Genomic DNA, 19,791 nt, shown 5'->3' with positions numbered 1-19,791 from the left:
TGTGTCGATGCGCGTCGCAGCGGCGAAGGCGCTCTCGATCTCGGCGCGCAGCGTCGGCTGATTGGCTTTGACGGCGAGCAGATAATCGGCGTCCTTGTCCACGATCGCCTGGGCGATCTTGGCGTTGGTGGCGATCGCGTCGATGGAGACGAGAGCGCCTTTCAGCGCGCCGCCGTCCGAGAGGCGATCGAGCAGGACGGGAATGGCGGACAGCTCGTTGCTCTTGCTCTCCACCGCCTCCTGCCCGAGCACGAGGCGGCTGGTCGTGGCGAAGGCGGAGACGAGATGCAGCGGGGCTTTGTCCTCGGCGCGATCATGGCTGCGGCGCGAGGTCTTCCCGTCGATGGCGATGAGCTCGGGGCGCTCCGGCCAGGTCTCGCGCACCCATGCGGTGAAGGCGGCCGAGAACAGCGCCGGATCGACGCGGTTCATGAGCAGGGTGAGCCAGCGTCCGCCGGGAACTCCATGCTCATAAGGCAAATAGCGGCGCAGGAAGGGAAGATTCGCCTCGCCCCAAGAGGCGATGGAGTCGAAATGATCGCAATCGGCCATGGAGGCGCAGACGACGAGCAGCAGCACCTCGCGAAGCGGATGCGCGACGCGCCAGGGCTCGCGCGGATCGTCGATGATCGAGAAATGGTCGAGAAGCGCCTTCAGACGCGACTTCTCTTTGAACAGGGCGAAGGCGAGGCTCATCACGGCGGCTCCAGAATCACTCCCCCGATAGGGAATCATGCCTGAGCCGATCCGTTAACCGCCGTTAACCCGAATTCGGAGCCCTGGTCGCCCCCCGACGTCATGGCCGGGCTTGTCCCGGCCATCCACGCCAGGACGCCGAAGCGTCTTAAGACGTTTGGCGCGACGCCGAAGCTCCAACGACCGCGCCGTGGGGCGAATCCGTCGATAGCGGGAGCTTTCCCTCGGTTTCTCAGCTGCACGGCGTGGATGGCCGGGACAAGCCCGGCCATGACGGCCGCAGAGTGAATCCAGGGCGCGCGAATGCGCCCCGCCGCGTCGCGCAGGTGATGCAAGGTCGTTCGGGACGCCGCGGCCGCCGTCGGCCAGGGCCTTTGTAGTCAAAGACGCATCGGAAGCTTTGGCGTCCCGAAACGCGGTTCTGCCCCTCCTCTGCTCCGCCTCCGGGCCCAGGGTTGTTTTCCCATTTCGGTAGTCTATCCCCGCGCGAACCTCGGATATTCGGCCGGCTTTTGCATTTGTTTCCAAATGCCTCCGCACGAAGGAGAAGCCGCGCCGGCGGAGTGGCGTCGAGCGCGTGAACGAGGGTAGCCGCCCCGCCTCTCTCGAAACCGCGCCCCCGCCGGCCCCGCCCTACCCCAGGGCGAGGCCCTTGCCGTTCGGCGAGGGTGAGGGAGTATAGGAATATATTCTGGAGATTGTCAAGGGGAGGGGACGGAGGAGCCGTACGGCTCCGTTTGCGCGCACCCTCGTCGTCGGTGTCAATTAGCGATCAAAATTACCTATTTACCGCTTTTGCCATTGTGAATTACCATCTTTCATGCCTTACGCTAGGAAACTCATCTTGCATGCGCCGCCTTGGGACTCACCTCTCTTGGGTGACTTTGTGGAAAGGTGCATCCGAGACAGGGTGGCCCTGATCTGCGTCGTCGGCGACGATTGCGAGAGGGTTCATGATATTATTGATGAACTCATTGTCGGAGACGGTTCAGTCGGGAGGAACGACAGCCCCGTGACGACTTGGCATGACAACGAGACCTTAGCTGATGTTAGGGATTTTGCACACGCGTGGTCGATTGAAGGCGCCGCTTCTGCCACGGCCGAGGAAGTAAGACTAGTGTTTTAAGATCGCCCAATGCCGTCGGAAGCACGCCATTTAGCGACCAAATAAACAACGCAAATTATCCGATAAAGCTCACATGCTTTTGCAAGCGGCCTCCGCCGTGCAATAGATACGCGCGAAATTCGGCAGGCGCCGGGCGAGCAAGACCCGCGCCGGAAGAGGCGCTTCCACCTCCCCCTCGAGGGGGGAGGTCGAGCGCCGAAGGCGCTCGGGAGGGGATGCCCCCGAGTCTTTGCCGTGGAACCCCACCCCGGATGGCTTCGCCATCCGACCCTCCCCCTTAAGGGGAGGGTGGAAACGCCCGTCTGACCAGGACCGAGCGCGCGTCGAGCGTCCTTACAATCCCGTATCGTCGTGCGGCGGCTCGCCCTTGGTGAGGCCGACGGCGAAGCGCGTCCACAGGCGCTCGTGCAGATAATAGAGCACGATTTTGGAGATGATCTCCGTGCCGGTGATCGCCGCCGATATGCCCGTGTCCTGCGTGAACAGAAAGGCCGCGGCGAAAGTGATGACGCTGCCGGGCACGCGCCAGGACAGCGATTTCACCAGGCTGCGCAAAGGCGTCGGATGCAGCAGATGATCGGGCGGCGGCACGCCTTCCATGGAGGCGTAGCTCGCCTCCACGCCATTGCGCGCGCTGCGCTCGGTCCAGGCCGATTGCTTCACCATGCCGACGGCGACCGTCTCATTGGTCACGCGGTCGATGAGGATGAAGCCGCCGGTCTCGCGATTGTCCTCATAGAGATCGCAGGCGATGGCGGTGTCGAGCCACAGCTCCGCCTCGCCGATCTCGTTGAAGGCGAGCGTCTGCGACGCATCGGCGAGCGGCTCGGCGAGGCCGGTCTCGATCTTTATGTGCGAGGCGACCTGCTTCACAAAAGCCGGCGTCGTTCGCGCGCCGAGCTTTAAAAGATAGCTCTTGTCCAGCGTGAGCGGCTCGCGCACCAGCCATAGCAGCCGGGCCGACAGGCGATCGCCGATCTTGGCCGGCGACACCGGCGAGGCGAGCATGTCGCCGCGGGAAATGTCGATCTCTTCGGTGAGGGTCAGCGTCACCGATTGGCCGGCCACCGCATGGGCGAGATCGCCGTCATAGGTGACGATGCGCGCGATCGTCGTGTCGCGGCCGGACGGCAAAATGCGGACGATGTCGCCCGGCTTTACGTTGCCGCCGGCGATGAAGCCGGAGAAGCCGCGGAAATCATGGGACGGCCGGTTCACCCATTGCACGGGGAAGCGGAAGGGCAGCACGCGGGCGTTGTCGTCCGAGGCGACGCTCTCGAGATAGGCGAGCAGCGGCGGACCGGAATACCAGTCCATTTTCTTGCTCGCATGAACGAGATTGTCGCCGTCCTTGGCGACGAGCGGAATCACCTGAATGGTGAGAAAGCGCAATTGCTCGGCGAAGGCGCGGAAGTCGCGCTCAATGTCGGCGAAAATCTCCTGCGAATAGGAGACGAGGTCCATCTTGTTGACGGCGACGACGACATGGCGCACGCCGAGCATGGAGACGATGACGCTGTGACGGCGCGTCTGATCCAAAAGGCCCTTGCGCGCATCGACGAGCAGAACGGCGAGCTCCGCCGTCGAGGCGCCGGTCGCCATATTGCGCGTGTATTGCACATGGCCGGGCGTGTCGGCGACGATGAACTTGCGCTTCTCCGTCGCGAAATAGCGATAGGCGACATCGATGGTGATGCCCTGCTCGCGCTCCGCGGCGAGGCCGTCGACGAGCAGCGCGAAATCGAGGTCGTCGCCCTGCGTGCCGTGCTTCTTCGAATCCTTCTCGAGCGCGGCGATGAGATCGTCGGCCGCGAGATCGGCGTCATAGAGCAGACGGCCGATCAGCGTCGACTTGCCGTCGTCCACCGAGCCGCAGGTGATGAAGCGCAGCAGGGGCTTGTCGGCGGGCGCCGGCCCGACGGGGGCGCGCAGCGGCGCGGGCGTGGCGAGGCCGCCGTGCATCAAAAATAACCCTCCTGCTTCTTCTGCTCCATGGAGGAAGAGCCGTCGTGATCGATGAGGCGGCCCTGACGCTCGGAGGAGCGGCTCGCACGCATTTCGGCGATGATCTCCTCCAGCGTCGCCGCGGAGCTCTCGATCGCGCCGGTCAGCGGATAGCAGCCGAGCGTGCGGAAGCGCACCAGCCTCTGCTGCACGGTCTCGCCTTGCTGCAGCTTCAGGCGATCATCGTCGACCATGATGAGCATACCGCCGCGATCGATCACCGACCGCTCCTTGGCGTAATAGAGCGGCACGACATCGATGCCCTCGCGCGCGATGTAGTCCCACACATCGGCCTCGGTCCAATTGGACAGAGGAAACACGCGCAGGCTCTCGCCCGGACCCTTGCGCGCGTTGTAGAGGCGCCAGAACTCGGGGCGCTGCGCCTTCGGATCCCAGCGATGCTGGGCGTTGCGGAAGGAGAGCACGCGCTCCTTGGCGCGGGATTTCTCCTCATCGCGCCGCGCGCCGCCGAAGGCCGCGTCGAATTTCCATTTGTCGAGCGCCTGCTTCAGCGCGTCGGTCTTCATGATCTGCGTATGGAGCTGCGACCCGTGCACGGTGGGATCGATATTCATCGCGACCCCTTCCGGATTGGTGTGGATGAGCAGCTCGAGGCCCGTTTCGGCCGCGCGGCGGTCGCGAAAGGCGATCATTTCCTTGAACTTCCATGTCGTGTCGACATGCAGCAGCGGGAATGGCGGCTTCGACGGATAAAAGGCCTTCATGGCGAGATGCAGCATCACCGCCGAATCCTTGCCGATGGAGTAGAGCATCACCGGCCGCTCGCATTCGGCGACGACCTCGCGCATGATGTGGATGCTCTCCGCCTCCAGCCGATCCAAATGGCCGAGGGGCTTTGCCGCCAGCGCGTTCATTGCGAGCTCTCCGGCGCCGCGCCGCGCGTCAGCCTTCCGTCCGGCCCGACATGCAGGCCGCATTCTTTCTTCTCGTCCTCTTCCCACCACCAGCGGCCGGCGCGCTCGCTCTCGCCGGGCTCCAGCGCGCGCGTGCAGGGCGCGCAGCCGATGGAGAGAAAGCCCTTCTCGTGCAGCTCGTTCACCGGCACGCTGAATTCCTCCGTCGCGGCGACGATGGCCTCGCGCGTGTAATCGGCGAGCGGATTGAGCTTGACCAGCCGACGCTCGGCGTCGCTCTCGATGAGATGCACGCCCTCGCGCGCCTGCGATTGATCGGCGCGCAGGCCCGTCACCCAGGCGGAGGCGCCGGCGAGCAGGCGCGACAGCGGCTCCACCTTGCGAATATGGCAGCAGCCCTTGCGATTCTCGACCGAGCGATAGAAGCCGTTGACGCCATGCTCGGCGACATAATCGGCGAGCGGCAGCGCCTGCGGATAGGCGGCGTGAATGCGCCGCGCATAGCGCGCCTCGGTCTTCTCCCAAAGCGCGATCGTCTCCTCGAAGAGACGGCCCGTGTCGATCGTCACCACATCGATCTCGAGGCCTTGGGTGAAGATGGAATGGGTGACGAGCTGATCCTCTATGCCGAAGCTCGTCGTGAAGACGATGCGGCCGGGAATGACCTCGCGCGTGAGCTTCAGGCGATGATCGAGATCGAGCGGCGCGAGGCGCGGCGCGAGCGTTTCGACGATCGACGTCTTCATGCCACGCCCTTTCGCCGGCGTTCGAGTATAGATGCGCCGCCCGCGACGCCGCGCTGATAGGAGAGGCTGCGCGCCTGACGCGCCTTGGCCCAATTGGCCTCGCCGTGATGCGCGGCGAGTTCGTCGGGAATCTCGATCGTGTTGAAGCCGCCGCCGATCGCGTGCAAATATTGATCCGGCGTCAGCCGGCCGCTCGCCCGCAATTCGCCCGCGAAACCTTCGCGGCGCAGCAGCCGCGCGAGCGAGAAGCCGCGCCCATCGGTGAAGGCCGGAAAGGCGATGTCGATGAGCGCGAGACGCGCGAAATGAGGCGCGAGCGCCTTGGGATCCGTCGTATTGGCGACATAGACGCCGAGCGCCGTCAGCCGCGCATCTTCCAGCGCGGCGGGCAGCCGCTCGAGCGACACGATCACCTTGCCGGAGCCGGGCAGGGATTCCTCATCGGCGAGCCGGCGCCACTCGTCCGCGATGAAAGCGCCGTCAGATACCAGAGCCATCCTCGCCCTCCCGGCGCGCAGATTCCTTGAAACGCTTATGGCCCAAGCGCCGCCATGTGTCGATGAAAGCCTCGCCGTCGCGCCGCTCGGCGAGATAGAATTGCACCAGGCTCTCGATCACGTCGGGAACCTCTTCCGCCGACACGCCGGGACCGAGCAATTCGCCGATCGAGGCCGAGAGCGTCGGATCGCCGCCGAGCGTGATCTGATAGGATTCGACGCCTTTCTTCTCGAGGCCGAGAATGCCGATCGCGCCGATGTGATGATGTCCGCAGGCGTTGATGCAGCCGGAAATCTTGATCCCCAGCTTGCCGATGAGGCGCTGACGCTCGAGATCGGCGAAACGCTCCGAGATCGCCTGAGCGATCGGAATGGAGCGCGCCGTCGCGAGCGAGCAATAGTCGAGCCCCGGGCAGGAGATGATGTCGCTGATGAGCCCGGCGTTGGCGGTCGAAAGGCCCGCCGCCGAGAGATCGCGCCACAGAGCGAGGAGATCATCCTGCTTCACATGCGGAAGAATGATGTTCTGCTCATGGCTGACGCGCAACTCGCCGAAACCATATGTGTCCGCCGCATCGGCCAGCGCGCGCATCTGCGCAGAGGTGGCGTCGCCGGGAATGCCGCCGATCGGCTTCAGCGAGACAGTGACGATGGCGTAGCCGGGAGCCTTGTGCGACGCGACATTCACCGCGGCGAAGGCGGCGAATTCGGCGTTCTCCGCCTGGGCCTTTTCAAAGCCGTCCGAATGCGCCGGCAAGGTCTCGTAATCCGGCGGCGCGAAAGCGGCGACGACGCGCTCCAGCTCCTGCGCGTCATAGGCGAAAGGCGCGCGATCCATGGCGGAATATTCCGCCTCCACCTGAGCGCGAATTTCGTCGAGCCCGGTCTCGTGCACGAGAATTTTGATGCGCGCTTTGTATTTGTTGTCGCGACGGCCGAAGCGATTATAGACGCGCAGAATCGCCTCGAGATAGGCGAGCAGATCGGCGCGCGGCAGAAACTCCCGCAGCAGCTTGCCGACGAAAGGCGTGCGGCCGAGACCGCCGCCGACGATCACCTCATAGCCGATCGCGCCTTCCGCATTCTTCACGATGCGCAGGCCGATATCGTGAATCTTGATCGCGGCGCGGTCATGCTCGGCGCCGCTCACCGCGATCTTGAACTTGCGCGGCAGGAAGCTGAATTCGGCATGGGCGCTCGACCATTGGCGCAGAAACTCGGCCGTTGGCCGCGGGTCCTCCAGCTCATCGGCGGCGACGCCGGCGAAATGATCGGCGGTCACATTGCGAATGCAATTGCCGGAGGTCTGAATGGCGTGCATGTCGACGTCGGCGAGCGCCTCGAGAATATCCGGCACATCGACGAGCTTGGGCCAATTATATTGCAGGTTCTGCCGCGTGGTGAAATGGCCGTAGCCCTTGTCCCATTTGTCGGCGATATAGGCGAGCTGGCGCATTTGCCGCGAGGTGAGCGAGCCATAGGGAATGGCGACGCGCAGCATATAGGCGTGCAGCTGCAGATAGAGCCCGTTCATCAGGCGGAACGGACGGAATTCCTCCTCCGTCAGCGCGCCGGCGAGGCGCCGCTCCACCTGCCCACGGAATTCCGCCACGCGCTCGCGCACGAAGGCGCGGTCATATTCGTCATAGGCGTAGATCGTCGGCGCGGAATTGGGGCGCGGCGGCAGGGCCGGATCATGCGCAGTCATCTGTTCCCCGCTCCTTGCAGCCATGCCTGCTTGCCGAGATCGCGCCGCACGCTCGGGCCGGCGGCGCGGAACTTCTCGCGAAAATGCGACGGCGTCGGCGCGCCGGCGGCATCCACCGAAACATCGACCAGATAGGCGTCGACGACGCGATTGGCGGCGACCGCCGCCTTGCCCGCCGCGTCCAGCGTCGCCGCCGCGGCTTCGTCATAAGCAATTTTCGCGCGCAGGAGATCGCGCTCCCAGCCGTCCGGCCCCCAGAACACGACGTCGCCCTCGGCGAGATCGGAGGCGAGCAGAATCTTGGGCGAGAATTTCGGATCGACGGCCCGCGTCATGTCGGCTCCTTGACCAGAGTGATCTTCAGCCCGTCGAGCTCGTCCGACCAGATGATCTGGCAGGATAGCCGCGAGGTCTCGTGCAGGAAGGGCAGCTCGTCGAGCTTGTCGATCTCGTCCTCGCGCGGCGGCGCGACCTTGTCGGCCCATTCGGGATCGAGCACGATATGGCAGGAGGCGCAGGCGACCGCGCCGCCGCATGTGCCCTCCATGCCCATCCCATAATCCCGCAGAATCTCCATCAATCGCCAGCCTTCCACAGGCTCCAGCTCGTGGGTGACGCCGTCTGCGTCCTCGACACGGATCACGCTCATCCTTTTCTCCGAACAGGCCCCTTCGCCGCAGAGGCGCCCTTCCTTCGGCTTTCGGCCCGGCGCGAGCGTCTCGCGCCGGACGATGTGGCCACGCCGATCGCCGTATCATCCGGCGACAGCGTGAAAAACCGCAAATCTTCGAAAATGTGCGACCTAATTATTCGACGTCGCGAGAATGTCAATTCACTATAATAGGCAGCGCCTTTCGGATAAACTACAAACGAGTTTCGTGGTATTATCCGGAATGGTTTCGATCGCGCCCGCCGCGGCGAGAAAATTCTCGGCGTGCGCAATGCATAAATGGTAAGGGATTTAGGTTCCTGCCGCCCGAACGCGGGCGCGAGCGATATAGGTGCTAGGCCATGGCTCAAAGACCGACCAAAGAAACCAAGCAGAGTTCGGCTCGCGAGGAGCGGCCGCCGGTCGTGCGGGAGAAAGCTCCTGCGCTCGCGCCTCAGAGAGGTCGGCCGACGCTCATTCTGGTGGGCGCCGACAAGGGCGGCGTGGGCAAGACGACGATCGCCCGCGTGCTGCTCGACTATCTCGCCGCCAATAATGTCTTGACCCGGGCCTTCGATACGGAGACCCCGCGCGGCACGCTCTATCGCTTTCATCCCGATCAGACCAGCGTCGTCGATTTGACCTCGACTTCGGATCAAATGAAGATCATCGACACTCTGGCCACGGCTCAGGTGAGGGTCAGCGTCGTCGACGTCCGCGCCGGCGGGCTGGAGCCCGCCTTGCAGGCGCTGCAGGACACCGGCTTTCTCGACGCCGTGGCGGAAGGGGAAGTCGGCTTCATCCTGTTCCATGTGCTCGGCTCGTCGATCGCCTCGCTGGACGAGATCGCCGAAGTCGCCCCTTATGTCGATGACGCCGATTATTTCCTCGTCAAGAACCATGTCAACGACACCACATTTTTCGAGTGGGACCCTGTGACGAACCGCAAATATTTCGAGAAGGTGGAGACGGCGGGCGAGATCACCATCCCCAAGCTCAACGAATTGTCCTATGAACAGGTGGAGATCGCCGGCGCGCCTTTTTCCACCTTCGTCGCCAATCGGACGGCGGAAGGGGAGCCGGCGGACCATTCCTTCGTCCTTCGCGGCTATGTCCGCACCTGGCAGAACAGGATCGCCGACGAATTCGATCGCATCCGTCTGCTGGATCGCATCGCCGGCAGGGAGGGCGCATAGCGCCGAGCTCGTGTGGTTGGTGGCAGAGCGAGCCTCGGGCGGCGCCGAGAGAGTGAAAAATGAGTCGACGCACTTTGGTGTTCGTCGCCTGTTCCCCGCATCCGCGATCGGGCGTTTCGACGACCGCGCGGCTGCTGACGGACTTCTATCTCTCGCGCCTCGCCGACGTCGAAGGCTTCGACACCGATCCTCACGCGCCGCGCTATCACGAATTGTTTCCCGATCGCACGCAGGTCATCGACATCGCCGCCATACGCGGCCAGATTTCCTTGTTCGACAGGCTGCTGGTCGACGACGGCGTTCCCAAGATCGTCGATGTCTGGCAGCGCAGCTACGACCGCTTCTTCAAGACGGTGAAAGAAATCGGCTTTGTTGAGGAAGCGCATTTGCGCGGCGTCGAGCCGATCGTCCTCTTCCATGCGGACTCGTCGGAATCGGCGCTGGCCAGCGCGCAATCGCTCAGCGCGTCATGGCGCGATCTTCCCATGGTGGTGGTGCAGAACGAAGGCGCCGCGCCGCTCGGGGCCTATGCGCATGAGACGCTCGGCCATTATCCATCGACGCGCCGATTTGTCATCGGCCCGCTGGACGGCGCCGTCGCGAAAACGCTGGAACAGCCGGATGTTTCGCTGAGCCGGCTGCTGGTGGCGCCGCCGCCGGAAATGTCGATCGTCATTCGAGCGGCGCTGAAAGCGTGGATCGCGCCCATCTTCACGCAATTCCACAGTTTCGAGCTGCGGCGCCGGCTGGAAGGCGCGCAATTCCTGAAATGAGCCGCGGCTCGTGCGCTCGCGCAGCCACGCCGTCGCCGGAGTGCGGCGCCGGGCCGCGCCCCTGTTCGGAACCTTTCTCAGCGGGGCGGATTAGCGCTGTGCCGAGTCCCACACAGGAGACTGCTATGCACTGCGGAGATTGCCGTTTTTGGCACCAACCGGCCGCTCAATGCCGGCGCAACGCCCCGCTGCCGATGCGCGGCGCGGGTCAGCAGGGAAACACAGACACTGCATGGCCGGCCGTCGCCGCCGATGAATGGTGCGGCGAATATCAGCCGGGCTATATCGACCGCACCAGCCTGCCGGCGGGAGCTCAGTCGCACGCCCGCAGTCGGGCCGGCCGTCAGGAATCCGCCCAGCATTGAGCGCGCTTTCGAGCCTTTCCGCCGAAACGGTGTGCGCTTCGGCCGGAAACGCTCTCGTGAGCTGCTTCATCGCAGCCGAAGATTTTTGAGCGCGCCCAAAGGCTCGCGGTCCAGGGGCGCGCCGACCCACGGGCGCGCCGGTCCGAGCCGCGCCCAGAAACAGAGCGAGCGCTATCCGATCCAATAGGATCGGATAGCGCTCGCTTTTCTTTGCGGCATATGATCGGAGAGCCTTCGGCGGAGAGGCTCTGGAACCGTGAGACGACGCGTCTTTTACAGAGCGAGAGCCGTCTTCAGCTCCTGCAGCTGAGCGAGCTTTTCGGCCGCGATGCGGCGCGCCTCGTCGCCCTTGGCGTCGGCGACATCCTCGCTCGCATTTTTGATGTCCGCGTCGAGCTTGGCGGCGTCGAGCTCGGCGACCGGAATGGCGTATTCGGCCAGAATGGTGAAGCCGCCGAGGCCGACATCGGCGAAGCCGCCGCGCACGAACAGCTTTTCTTTCTTGCCGCCCTCGTCGATCTCGACGACGCCCGGCTTCAGCACCGTCATCACCGGCGCATGGTCTTTGAGAACGGTGAACACGCCCTCGGCGCCGGGAGCGACGACGGCGTCCACTTCTCCCGAGAACAGAAGCTTCTCGGGAGAGACGAGTTCGAAGTGGAAAGCGGTCATTTTCGTCTACCTCTAAAAGCTCGGTTCAGCATTTGCGCGATCTGGCCGCCCGCCACGCACAGCATGACTCCGGCCATCATTCCGACGACCGCCCCGACCCGCTGCTCGCCATCGCAACGAAGCTCCGGACAGGCCTTGGGACCATAGGGAAGCGTGTAAAAGCAGTCGAAAGCGCAACGCGCTCCGCCCACCGCCACGCCCAGATAGACGCAAAGCGAGACGATCGCGCCCCAGGCCACATAAATGGCGAGGCGCGACATGTGTCGTTACGCCGCTTCCTTGGCGAGCTTGGCGGCCTTCTCGACCGCTTCCTCGATCGTGCCGACCATGTAGAAGGCGGCCTCGGGGAGATGGTCGTATTGGCCTTCGACGAGGCCCTTGAAGCCCTTGATCGTGTCGGCGAGCGCGACGAGCTTGCCCGGCGCGCCGGTGAACACTTCGGCGACGTGGAAAGGCTGCGACAGGAAGCGCTCGATCTTGCGGGCGCGCGCCACGGTCAGCTTGTCCTCTTCCGAGAGCTCGTCCATGCCCAGGATCGCGATGATGTCCTGCAGCGACTTATAGCGCTGCAGCGTCGACTGCACCTTGCGGGCGACCTCGTAATGCTCTTCGCCGACGATCGCCGGGGACAGCATACGTGAGGTCGAGTCGAGCGGATCGACGGCCGGATAGATGCCCTTTTCCGCGATCGAGCGGTTGAGCACGGTCGTCGCGTCGAGATGGGCGAAGGAGGCGGCCGGGGCCGGATCGGTCAGATCGTCGGCCGGCACGTAAATGGCCTGCACCGAGGTGATCGAGCCCTTGGTCGTCGTGGTGATGCGCTCCTGCAGCGCGCCCATGTCGGTGGCGAGCGTCGGCTGATAGCCCACCGCCGAAGGAATGCGGCCGAGCAGAGCCGACACTTCCGAGCCCGCCTGGGTGAAGCGGAAGATGTTGTCGACGAAGAAGAGCACGTCCTGGCCCTTGTCGCGGAAGTCCTCGGCGACGGTGAGGCCGGTCAGCGCGACGCGGGCGCGGGCTCCCGGGGGCTCGTTCATCTGGCCATAGACCAGCGCGGCCTTGGAGCCGGCGGCGGAGCCGTTCTCGGGCTTCTTGTTGACGCCGCCCTCGATCATCTCGTGATAGAGGTCGTTGCCCTCACGGGTGCGCTCGCCGACGCCGGCGAAGACCGAATAGCCGCCGTGCGCCTTGGCGATATTGTTGATGAGCTCCATGATGATGACGGTCTTGCCGACGCCCGCGCCGCCGAACAGTCCGACCTTGCCGCCCTTGGCGTAGGGCGCGAGCAGGTCGACGACCTTGATGCCCGTCTCGAGGATCTGCGCCTCGGTCGCTTGCTCGGCGTAGGACGGAGCCGGCTGGTGAATGGCGCGCTTGGTCGCCGTCACGATGGGGCCGGCCTCGTCGACCGGCTCGCCGATGACATTGATGATGCGGCCGAGCATCTCGTCGCCGACCGGCACCGAGATGGGGGCGCCCGTGTCGGTCACGGGCGTGCCGCGCACGAGGCCTTCCGTCGAGTCCATGGCGATGGTGCGCACGGAATTCTCGCCGAGATGCTGCGCAACTTCGAGGACGAGGCGCGCGCCCTGATTGCTGGTCTCCAGCGCGTTCAGGATTTCCGGCAAATGATCGTCGAACTTCACGTCGACGACAGCGCCGATCACCTGCGTGATGTGACCCGTGGTCGTGGGGGTAGCCATTGTCTCGTCCTCTCGGCTGTTGTTCTGGTCAGAGCGCCTCGGCGCCCGAGATGATTTCGATGAGTTCCTTGGTGATGATCGCCTGACGTGACCGATTGTAGAGCGTCGTCTGCTTCTTGATCATGTCGCCGGCGTTGCGCGTGGCGTTGTCCATCGCGCTCATGCGCGCGCCCTGCTCGGAAGCGGCGTTCTCGAGCAATGCGCGGAAAATCTGCACCGATATGTTGCGGGGCAGCAGCGTGGCCAGAATCTCGTCCTGGCCGGGCTCATATTCATAGATCGCCAGGGCGCCGCCCGCGGCCGCCTCGTTCTCATTGGCGGAAATCTGCGCCGGAATGAGCTGCAGCGCCGTCGGAAACTGCTGAATCACAGATTTGAAGCGCGAGAAGAACAGCGTCGCCACATCGAACTCGCCACGCTCGAACAGATCGATGACCTTGCGGCCGATCGCGTCGCCCTGATCGAAGCCGATCTGGCGCACGCCGCGAAGCTCGACGAGCTCGATGATGTTCTTCTCGTAATTGCGGCGGAGCTGGTCGTAGCCCTTCTTGCCGACGCAGAGAATCTTGACCGTCTTGCCCTGGCCCTGCAGGCGCTGGATGTGCTCGCGGGCGAGCCGGACGATCGAAGAATTGAAGGCGCCGCAGAGGCCGCGCTCGGCGGTCGCCACGACGAGAAGATGCGTCTCGTCCCGGCCATTGCCAGAGAGCAGCACGGGCGCGCCGGTGGAGACGCCCCCGGCGAGATTGGCGAGCACTTTCTCGATGCGCTCGGCATAGGGACGCGCCGCCTCGGCCGCCGCCTGGGCGCGGCGCAGCTTGGCCGCCGCGACCATCTGCATGGCCTTGGTGATCTTCTGCGTCGCCTTGACGGAAGATATGCGGTTTCGAAGATCCTTCAACGAGGGCATGAGAGAACCCGTCTCATTGCGACCGGAGCCGGCCTGTCGTCATTGCGAGAAGCGAAGCCGCGATGCGATCGCAGAGCCGCCGAGCGGCTCTGGATCGTTTCGCTGCGCTCGCAATGACGGGCCATTGCTTCCGATCCTTGGTTGCGCGCGTCAGGCGAAGGATTTCGTGAAGGCGTCGAGGACGCCCTTCAGCTCGGCGGCCGTCGCATCCGGCAGATCCTTGGTCGTGCGGATCGTCTCGAGGATGTTCGGATGCTGCGTGCGCAGCAGCGCCAGCAGACCGTCCTCGAAAGCGCGCACACGGTTCACCGGCAGCGGATCGAGATAGCCGTTGACGCCGGCGTAGATCACCACCGTCTGCTCTTCCATCTTCAGCGGCGAGAATTGCGGCTGCTTCAACAGCTCGGTCAGGCGCGCGCCACGATTGAGGAGGCGCTGCGTCACCGCGTCGAGATCGGAGCCGAACTGAGCGAAGGCGGCCATCTCGCGATATTGAGCGAGCTCGCCCTTGATCTTGCCGGCGACCTTCTTCGTCGCCTTGGTCTGGGCGGCGGAGCCGACGCGCGACACGGAGAGGCCGACGTTCACCGCCGGGCGGACGCCCTGGTAGAAGAGGTCCGTCTCCAGGAAGATCTGACCGTCGGTGATCGAGATGACATTCGTCGGAATATAGGCCGACACGTCGTTGGCCTGCGTCTCGATGACCGGCAGAGCGGTGAGCGAGCCGGCGCCGCGCTCGTCATTGAGCTTGGCGGCGCGCTCGAGCAGGCGGGAGTGCAGATAGAACACGTCGCCCGGATAGGCCTCGCGTCCCGGAGGACGGCGCAGCAGCAGCGACATCTGGCGATAGGCGACGGCCTGCTTCGAAAGATCGTCATAGACGATCACGGCGTGCAGGCCATTGTCGCGGAAATACTCGCCCATGGCGCAGCCGGCGAAGGGCGCCAGGAACTGCATCGGCGCCGGATCGGAGGCGGTGGCCGCCACGACGATCGAATAGTCGAGCGCGCCGCGCTCCTCCAGCACCTTCACGAATTGCGCGACGGTGGAGCGCTTCTGACCCACCGCGACATAGACGCAGTAGAGCTTGGCCTTCTCGTCGGTTCCGTCGTTCAGCGACTTCTGGTTCAGGATGGTGTCGAGCGCCACGGCGGTCTTGCCGGTCTGGCGGTCGCCGATGATCAGCTCGCGCTGGCCGCGGCCGATCGGGATCAGCGCGTCGATGGCCTTGAGGCCGGTCGCCATCGGCTCATGCACCGACTTGCGCGGAATGATGCCGGGAGCCTTCACGTCGACGCGCGAGCGGCTCTCGTAGAAGATCGGGCCTTTGCCGTCGATCGGATTGCCGAGCGCGTCGACGACGCGGCCGAGCAGGCCCTTGCCGACCGGAACGTCGACGATGGCGCCGGTGCGCTTGACGGTCTGGCCTTCCTTGATGTCGCGGTCGGAGCCGAAGATCACGACGCCGACATTGTCGCTCTCGAGATTGAGCGCCATGCCGGTGATGCCGTTCTCGAACAGCACCGTCTCGCCGGCCTGGACATTGTCCAGACCATAGACGCGGGCGATGCCGTCGCCGACGGACAGAACCTGACCGACCTCTGCGACTTCGGCCTCATTGCCGAAATTAGCGATCTCATTCTTGAGGATCGCGGAAATCTCTGCGGCGCGGATAGCCATCAGCCGACCTCTTTCATGCGTGTTCGAATGGAATTGAGCTTGGTCTTCAGCGACGCGTCGAGCATACGCGAGCCGATTTTGACGACGAGACCCCCGATGATCGCCGGATCGACCTTCACCTCGAGGTCGATCGTCTTGCCGCTGGCGACGCCGAGGAGCGCATCGCGCAGCGCGCTCTCGTGATGAGAGGCGAGCGGCGCGGCCACCGTGACGTCGGCGCGCACGACGCCCTTGGCGGCGTCATGCAGCTTGCCATAGGCCTCGATGATGGCGGGGAGAGCGAAGAGGCGACGTTTTGTCGCGACGAGCTTCACGAAATTGGCCGCGACGCCCGTGACGCCGGCGGCGTCGAGAATGGGAGAGAGAGCCTTGATCTGCGTTTCGGCAGAATAGACCGGGCTCTTGATCAGGCGCTCGAGATCCGCGCTCTCTTGGATCAGCGCGGCAAAGCCGCGCAGCGCCGTCGCGATCTCGTCCGTGGAGCCTTTCTCCACCGCGAGATCATAAAGGGCCGAGGCGTATCGCCCCGCTACTCCGGATAGATCGTCTCCGCCTGAAGCCACTTGCGTATCGCTCTCGGATCGCCGTCACTCGAGGCGCCTCGCGCGCAACGCAGGTCTGCGTGCGACGAAATCCGCAATGGCCTCGAACAACGTATTGTCGGGGGAAGGAGCCAAGGGCGACGCCCCAGCTCCAAGGCGATCGTCCCCTAACACAGCATATTTTGCGGCGCAACCCTGCGAAGGCTGCGAAGAGGGCAGTTTCGACGATCGCCCAAAAAAGCGCCATTCCCATTTCGTCGCGCGCAGAGCCTCGGCTTGGCCTTTGACTACGTTGAATTTTTAGGCGCTTCGCAATTTTTCGGAACAGGCCGGCGGCGTATCGCCGCTTGCGCCGGTCGCGCGAGCGTGGCACTGCGAAATCCTATCCACAGTCGGAGACGAAAGATGACGCGAGCGGTTGTCGGCATCATCGGAGGATCGGGCGTCTATCACCTGCCAGGCTTGCAGGATTTGCGCGAGGAGCGCGTCACGACGCCCTGGGGCGATCCGTCGGACGCGCTGCATTTCGGCCGCATCGGCGAGACGCAGGTCGTGTTTCTGCCGCGGCATGGGCGCGGTCATGTGTTCTCGCCCTCGGGCATAAATTATCGCGCCAATATTTTCGCGCTGAAGCAGGCGGGCGTCACCGATCTCGTGTCCGTCTCCGCCTGCGGCTCGTTCAAATCGGAGCTCTATCCGGGACTCTTCGTGCTGCCGGATCAATTCGTCGATCGCACCTTCGGCCGGCAATCCTCCTTTTTCGGCAATGGCTGCGTCGCGCATGTGTCAATGGCGCATCCGGTGGCGCCGCTGCTGGCCAAGCGCATCGCCGCCGCGGCGAAGATTGAAGGCATGGAGCATTCCGTCGGCGGAACCTATGTGTGCATGGAAGGTCCGCAATTTTCGTCTTACGCGGAATCGCTGACCTACAAGGCCGCGGGCTATGACGTCATCGGCATGACCGCCATGCCGGAGGCGAAGCTCGCGCGCGAAGCGGAACTCTCTTACGCGACCATCGCAATGGTCACGGATTTCGATTGCTGGCATCCAGAGCACGACAATGTCGATGTCGCCTCGGTCATCGCCGTCGTGCGCGACAACGCCGACAAGGCGAGCCGTCTGCTCGCGCGCCTGCTCGCCGATTTTCCACATGAGCACGAGCCCTGCCCGATCGGCTCCGACCGCGCGCTCGACACCGCCATTCTGACGGCGCCCGAGGCGCGCGATCCGGCGCTGATGGAGAAGCTCGGCGTCATTGTCGCGCGGGCGAGCGGCGCGGCGACGTAAAGCGAAGAGCGCCTCAATCCCCGCAATCGTCCAGCCAGACGTCGGAAGAGCCGCGCCGCTCGCAGAGCCCGGCGAGATGTTTCTCGATGCGGCGCACGCGCTCGGCGTTGGCTTGCGTGCCCGGCGCGAAGTCTTTGGGATCATCGACGGCGACGACGAGCGCGAGAAACTCGCCGTCGTCCAATTCCGCCAGCGGCTTGCCGAACCATTTGCGCGCCGCCGGATCGAAGCCGTTCACATCGATGAAGGCGGCGATCTGCGCGCTCTTCGAAGTCAGCGCGCCGACGGCGAATTGCGCGATCAGCGTCTGGCGAATCCTGCCGAAGCCCGGCTTGAAATCGACGAAATAGAGCTTTTTCGTCACCGATTGCGCGAGCGTGCCGCCGAGCGGCGCGCTCCAATCGACGCCGCCATGCGTCCAGAAGCGTGGGTCTCGCACGCGCAGCAGCGTCTCGATGCGCTCGCGCGAGAAGCCGGGCGGCAGTTTGGCGCCGTGATCGGTTTCCGCCTCATAACGCGCGAACAGCGCCGGCGTGGCGAAGCGGGCGAGCGCGACCGAGACGGCCTCATAACCGACGAGCGCCGCGAAAGCCGCGCCGGCGAAGGCGGCCAGCGCCGAGCCCGCTGTCGCCGCTGCGAATGAGCGCGCCCGTCTTTTCGCATCTCGCATAAAACACACTCCCGCCGACGCTCGCCTCGCATTTTCGGTCGGGAGATTTACGAGCAAAATGGGCGGCGGCGCGACCGGCGCATGACCATCTCGCGGAGCGATTGCGGCGAGACGCGACTAATCAGCGCAATTCGACTACTCGGCGCAACTCTCCAGCCACACATCGGAAAATCCGCGCCGCTCGCAGAGGCCGGCGAGGTATTTCTCGATGCGCCGCACGCGCTCGGCGTTGGCTCGCGTTCCCGGCGCATGATCCTTCGGGCTGTTGTTGGTGGCGACGAGCGCGAGAAATTCGTCGTCGTTCAATGCCGCCAGTCTTTTGCCGAACCATTTTTGCGCCGCGGGCTCCCATCCGTTCACATCGATGAAGGCGGCGAGCTGGGCGTTCTTGGAGGTCAGCGGCCCCACCGCGAATTGCGCGATCAGCGTCTGGCGGATCTTCGCGAAGCCCTTTTGGAAATTCTCGAAATAGAGCCGTTTGACCACGGATTGCGTGACGGTAGTGGTGGTGAGCGGCGCGCTCCAATCGACGCCGCCATGCGTCCAGAAGCTCGGGTCCTGCACTTTGATCAGCGTCTCGATTCGCTCGCTGGACAGGCCGGCAGGCAGTTTCGCGCCATTGTCGGTCGCCGCCTCGTAGCGCGCGAAAATCTCCGGCGTCTCGGAACGGGCGAGCGCGACCGAGACCGCCTCATAGCCGACGAGGCCGAGACTCGCCGCGGCCGCCGCAATCAGGATGGCAGGAATGATACGTCGTTTGAAATCAGCCATATGAATTTCTCCTCGCAGGGAAATCGGGTGAACGAGAAATGGCGCCTGAAGCAGCGTTTCTACCTCCCCCTTCGCGGGGGAGGTAGAGCGCCGAAGGCGATCGGGAGGGGGTGACGCCCCGAGTCTTTGCAGTAGAACCCCACCCCGGACCGCGTAATACTGCTTCACCCGATATACTGATCTTTGCGGTGAAAATCGGTCGTCTGTCGGCGCTCCTGCGGCCGGAATGCGGCGGTCGCGTGAGATGCCTTTCGGCCGAGAATGCGCTATGAACCGACGAGCCGAACAAATCCGACGAGATTTCGCAACATGACCCTCGCTTCCGCAATCCGCACGATTCCCGACTATCCCAAGCCCGGCATCATGTTCCGCGACATCACGACGCTGCTCGGCGACGCCAGGGCGTTTCGCCGCGCGGTGGACGAATTGGTGCAGCCCTGGGCCGGCACGAAGATCGACAAGGTGGCGGGCATGGAGGCGCGCGGCTTCATTCTGGGCGGCGCGGTGGCGCATCAATTGTCGGCCGGCTTCGTGCCCGTGCGCAAGAAGGGCAAGCTGCCGCATACGACCGTCTCCATCGCCTATTCGCTGGAATATGGCGTGGACGAGATGGAGGTTCACGAGGATGCGGTGGTGAAGGGCGAGCGCGTCATTCTCGTCGACGATCTCATCGCCACCGGCGGCACGGCGGAAGGCGCCGTCAAGCTGCTGCAGAAGATCGGCGCCGAGGTCATCGCCGCCTGTTTCGTCATCGATCTGCCGGAGCTCGGCGGCGCGCAGAAGATCGAATCGCTCGGCGTGCCGGTGCGCCGGCTCGTCACCTTCGAGGGGCATTGATTTACATGGCCGGGCGCGCTTTTGGCCGCGCCTCGGCCGTTCCTTCGCCAATATCGCGTTTCGTAATGCATTTTTGCTGATTCC

The 19,791-nt window shown here is 64.3% G+C and carries 20 protein-coding genes and 1 pseudogene; 5 read left to right on the top strand and 16 right to left on the bottom strand.

Translation table 11 applies throughout. The annotated features are described in order from the left end of the window. The 8 genes from FMZ75_RS01290 to FMZ75_RS01255 all read right to left on the bottom strand — a co-directional run. A partial coding sequence (locus tag FMZ75_RS01290) for an ISAs1 family transposase (protein ID WP_166141010.1) occupies positions 1-696 on the bottom strand: 696 nt, incomplete at its 3' end. A 1,459-nt stretch (positions 697-2,155) separates the two neighbouring features. After that, positions 2,156-3,784 (bottom strand): sulfate adenylyltransferase subunit CysN, encoded by a 1,629-nt coding sequence (gene cysN / locus FMZ75_RS01285; protein ID WP_166141031.1) that lies wholly within the window; start codon positions 3,782-3,784, stop codon positions 2,156-2,158. After that, complete coding sequence (gene cysD, locus FMZ75_RS01280; RefSeq protein WP_166141009.1) at positions 3,784-4,701, bottom strand: sulfate adenylyltransferase subunit CysD; 918 nt, start codon at positions 4,699-4,701, stop codon at positions 3,784-3,786. Before cysD ends, cysN begins: the two co-directional genes overlap by 1 nt. Next, entirely contained in the window at positions 4,698-5,447 is a 750-nt protein-coding gene (locus tag FMZ75_RS01275) for a phosphoadenylyl-sulfate reductase (protein WP_142863192.1), read from the bottom strand. The genes cysD and FMZ75_RS01275 overlap by 4 nt, the downstream gene beginning before the upstream one ends. Then, positions 5,444-5,944, bottom strand: coding sequence for a DUF934 domain-containing protein (locus tag FMZ75_RS01270; protein ID WP_166141008.1), 501 nt, complete (start codon positions 5,942-5,944; stop codon positions 5,444-5,446). The genes FMZ75_RS01275 and FMZ75_RS01270 overlap by 4 nt, the downstream gene beginning before the upstream one ends. Beyond that, positions 5,928-7,652, bottom strand: a complete 1,725-nt coding sequence (locus FMZ75_RS01265) for a nitrite/sulfite reductase (protein WP_166141007.1) — start codon at positions 7,650-7,652, stop codon at positions 5,928-5,930. The genes FMZ75_RS01270 and FMZ75_RS01265 overlap by 17 nt, the downstream gene beginning before the upstream one ends. Further along, entirely contained in the window at positions 7,649-7,987 is a 339-nt protein-coding gene (locus FMZ75_RS01260; protein WP_166141006.1) for a DUF2849 domain-containing protein, read from the bottom strand. The genes FMZ75_RS01265 and FMZ75_RS01260 overlap by 4 nt, the downstream gene beginning before the upstream one ends. After that, positions 7,984-8,301, bottom strand: coding sequence for a 2Fe-2S iron-sulfur cluster-binding protein (locus tag FMZ75_RS01255; protein ID WP_108917076.1), 318 nt, complete (start codon positions 8,299-8,301; stop codon positions 7,984-7,986). The genes FMZ75_RS01260 and FMZ75_RS01255 overlap by 4 nt, the downstream gene beginning before the upstream one ends. 362 nt (positions 8,302-8,663) lie before the next feature. On the opposite strand from FMZ75_RS01255, the gene FMZ75_RS01250 reads away from it, so the two are divergent. The 3 genes from FMZ75_RS01250 (at position 8,664) to FMZ75_RS01240 (ending at position 10,635) form a co-directional block, all read left to right on the top strand. Continuing rightward, entirely contained in the window at positions 8,664-9,497 is an 834-nt protein-coding gene (locus FMZ75_RS01250; RefSeq protein WP_207783229.1) for a hypothetical protein, read from the top strand. Positions 9,498-9,556: 59 nt separating this feature from the next. Further along, positions 9,557-10,270 (top strand): hypothetical protein, encoded by a 714-nt coding sequence (locus tag FMZ75_RS01245; RefSeq protein WP_166141005.1) that lies wholly within the window; start codon positions 9,557-9,559, stop codon positions 10,268-10,270. 194 nt (positions 10,271-10,464) lie between these two features. Then, entirely contained in the window at positions 10,465-10,635 is a 171-nt protein-coding gene (locus FMZ75_RS01240) for a hypothetical protein (protein WP_159288969.1), read from the top strand. Positions 10,636-10,908: 273 nt separating this feature from the next. On the opposite strand, the gene FMZ75_RS01235 is transcribed toward FMZ75_RS01240, so the two are convergent. The 6 genes and pseudogenes from FMZ75_RS01235 to FMZ75_RS01210 form a co-directional block, all read right to left on the bottom strand. Continuing rightward, positions 10,909-11,307, bottom strand: a complete 399-nt coding sequence (locus FMZ75_RS01235; RefSeq protein ID WP_166141004.1) for a F0F1 ATP synthase subunit epsilon — start codon at positions 11,305-11,307, stop codon at positions 10,909-10,911. Then, the gene (locus tag FMZ75_RS01230) at positions 11,304-11,567 is read right to left on the bottom strand and encodes a hypothetical protein (RefSeq protein ID WP_166141003.1); all 264 of its coding nucleotides are present in this window, start codon (positions 11,565-11,567) and stop codon (positions 11,304-11,306) included. Before FMZ75_RS01230 ends, FMZ75_RS01235 begins: the two co-directional genes overlap by 4 nt. A 6-nt stretch (positions 11,568-11,573) precedes the next feature. After that, positions 11,574-12,989: pseudogene (gene atpD / locus FMZ75_RS01225) on the bottom strand (F0F1 ATP synthase subunit beta); the annotation flags it as partial. A 49-nt stretch (positions 12,990-13,038) separates the two neighbouring features. Next, positions 13,039-13,920: a F0F1 ATP synthase subunit gamma gene (locus tag FMZ75_RS01220; protein WP_166141002.1), complete on the bottom strand. Its 882-nt coding sequence runs from the start codon at positions 13,918-13,920 to the stop codon at positions 13,039-13,041. Positions 13,921-14,070: 150 nt separating this feature from the next. Then, positions 14,071-15,600, bottom strand: coding sequence for a F0F1 ATP synthase subunit alpha (gene atpA, locus FMZ75_RS01215; RefSeq protein WP_166141001.1), 1,530 nt, complete (start codon positions 15,598-15,600; stop codon positions 14,071-14,073). Beyond that, positions 15,600-16,163 carry a F0F1 ATP synthase subunit delta gene (locus tag FMZ75_RS01210; protein ID WP_108917082.1) on the bottom strand — a complete coding sequence of 188 codons (564 nt, stop codon included), beginning with the start codon at positions 16,161-16,163 and terminating at the stop codon, positions 15,600-15,602. The genes atpA and FMZ75_RS01210 overlap by 1 nt, the downstream gene beginning before the upstream one ends. Positions 16,164-16,547: 384 nt before the next feature. Between FMZ75_RS01210 and FMZ75_RS01205 the strand changes: the two genes are divergently transcribed. Next, positions 16,548-17,429, top strand: coding sequence for an S-methyl-5'-thioadenosine phosphorylase (locus FMZ75_RS01205; protein WP_166141000.1), 882 nt, complete (start codon positions 16,548-16,550; stop codon positions 17,427-17,429). A 13-nt stretch (positions 17,430-17,442) separates the two neighbouring features. On the opposite strand, the gene FMZ75_RS01200 is transcribed toward FMZ75_RS01205, so the two are convergent. Then, the gene (locus FMZ75_RS01200; protein WP_166140999.1) at positions 17,443-18,099 is read right to left on the bottom strand and encodes a transglycosylase domain-containing protein; all 657 of its coding nucleotides are present in this window, start codon (positions 18,097-18,099) and stop codon (positions 17,443-17,445) included. Positions 18,100-18,234: 135 nt separating this feature from the next. Next, positions 18,235-18,870: a transglycosylase domain-containing protein gene (locus tag FMZ75_RS01195; protein ID WP_166140998.1), complete on the bottom strand. Its 636-nt coding sequence runs from the start codon at positions 18,868-18,870 to the stop codon at positions 18,235-18,237. 309 nt (positions 18,871-19,179) lie between these two features. On the opposite strand from FMZ75_RS01195, the gene FMZ75_RS01190 reads away from it, so the two are divergent. Next, a complete protein-coding gene (locus FMZ75_RS01190) occupies positions 19,180-19,707 on the top strand; it encodes an adenine phosphoribosyltransferase (RefSeq protein ID WP_166140997.1) in 528 nt (175 codons plus the stop codon). Positions 19,708-19,791: the final 84 nt, after the last annotated feature.

This window comes from Methylosinus sp. RM1 (assembly GCF_011378635.1).
GTDB lineage: Bacteria > Pseudomonadota > Alphaproteobacteria > Rhizobiales > Beijerinckiaceae > Methylosinus > Methylosinus sporium.
The sequence above is the reverse complement of the archived record's forward strand: the minus strand, read 5'-3'. Positions and strand labels throughout refer to the sequence as shown.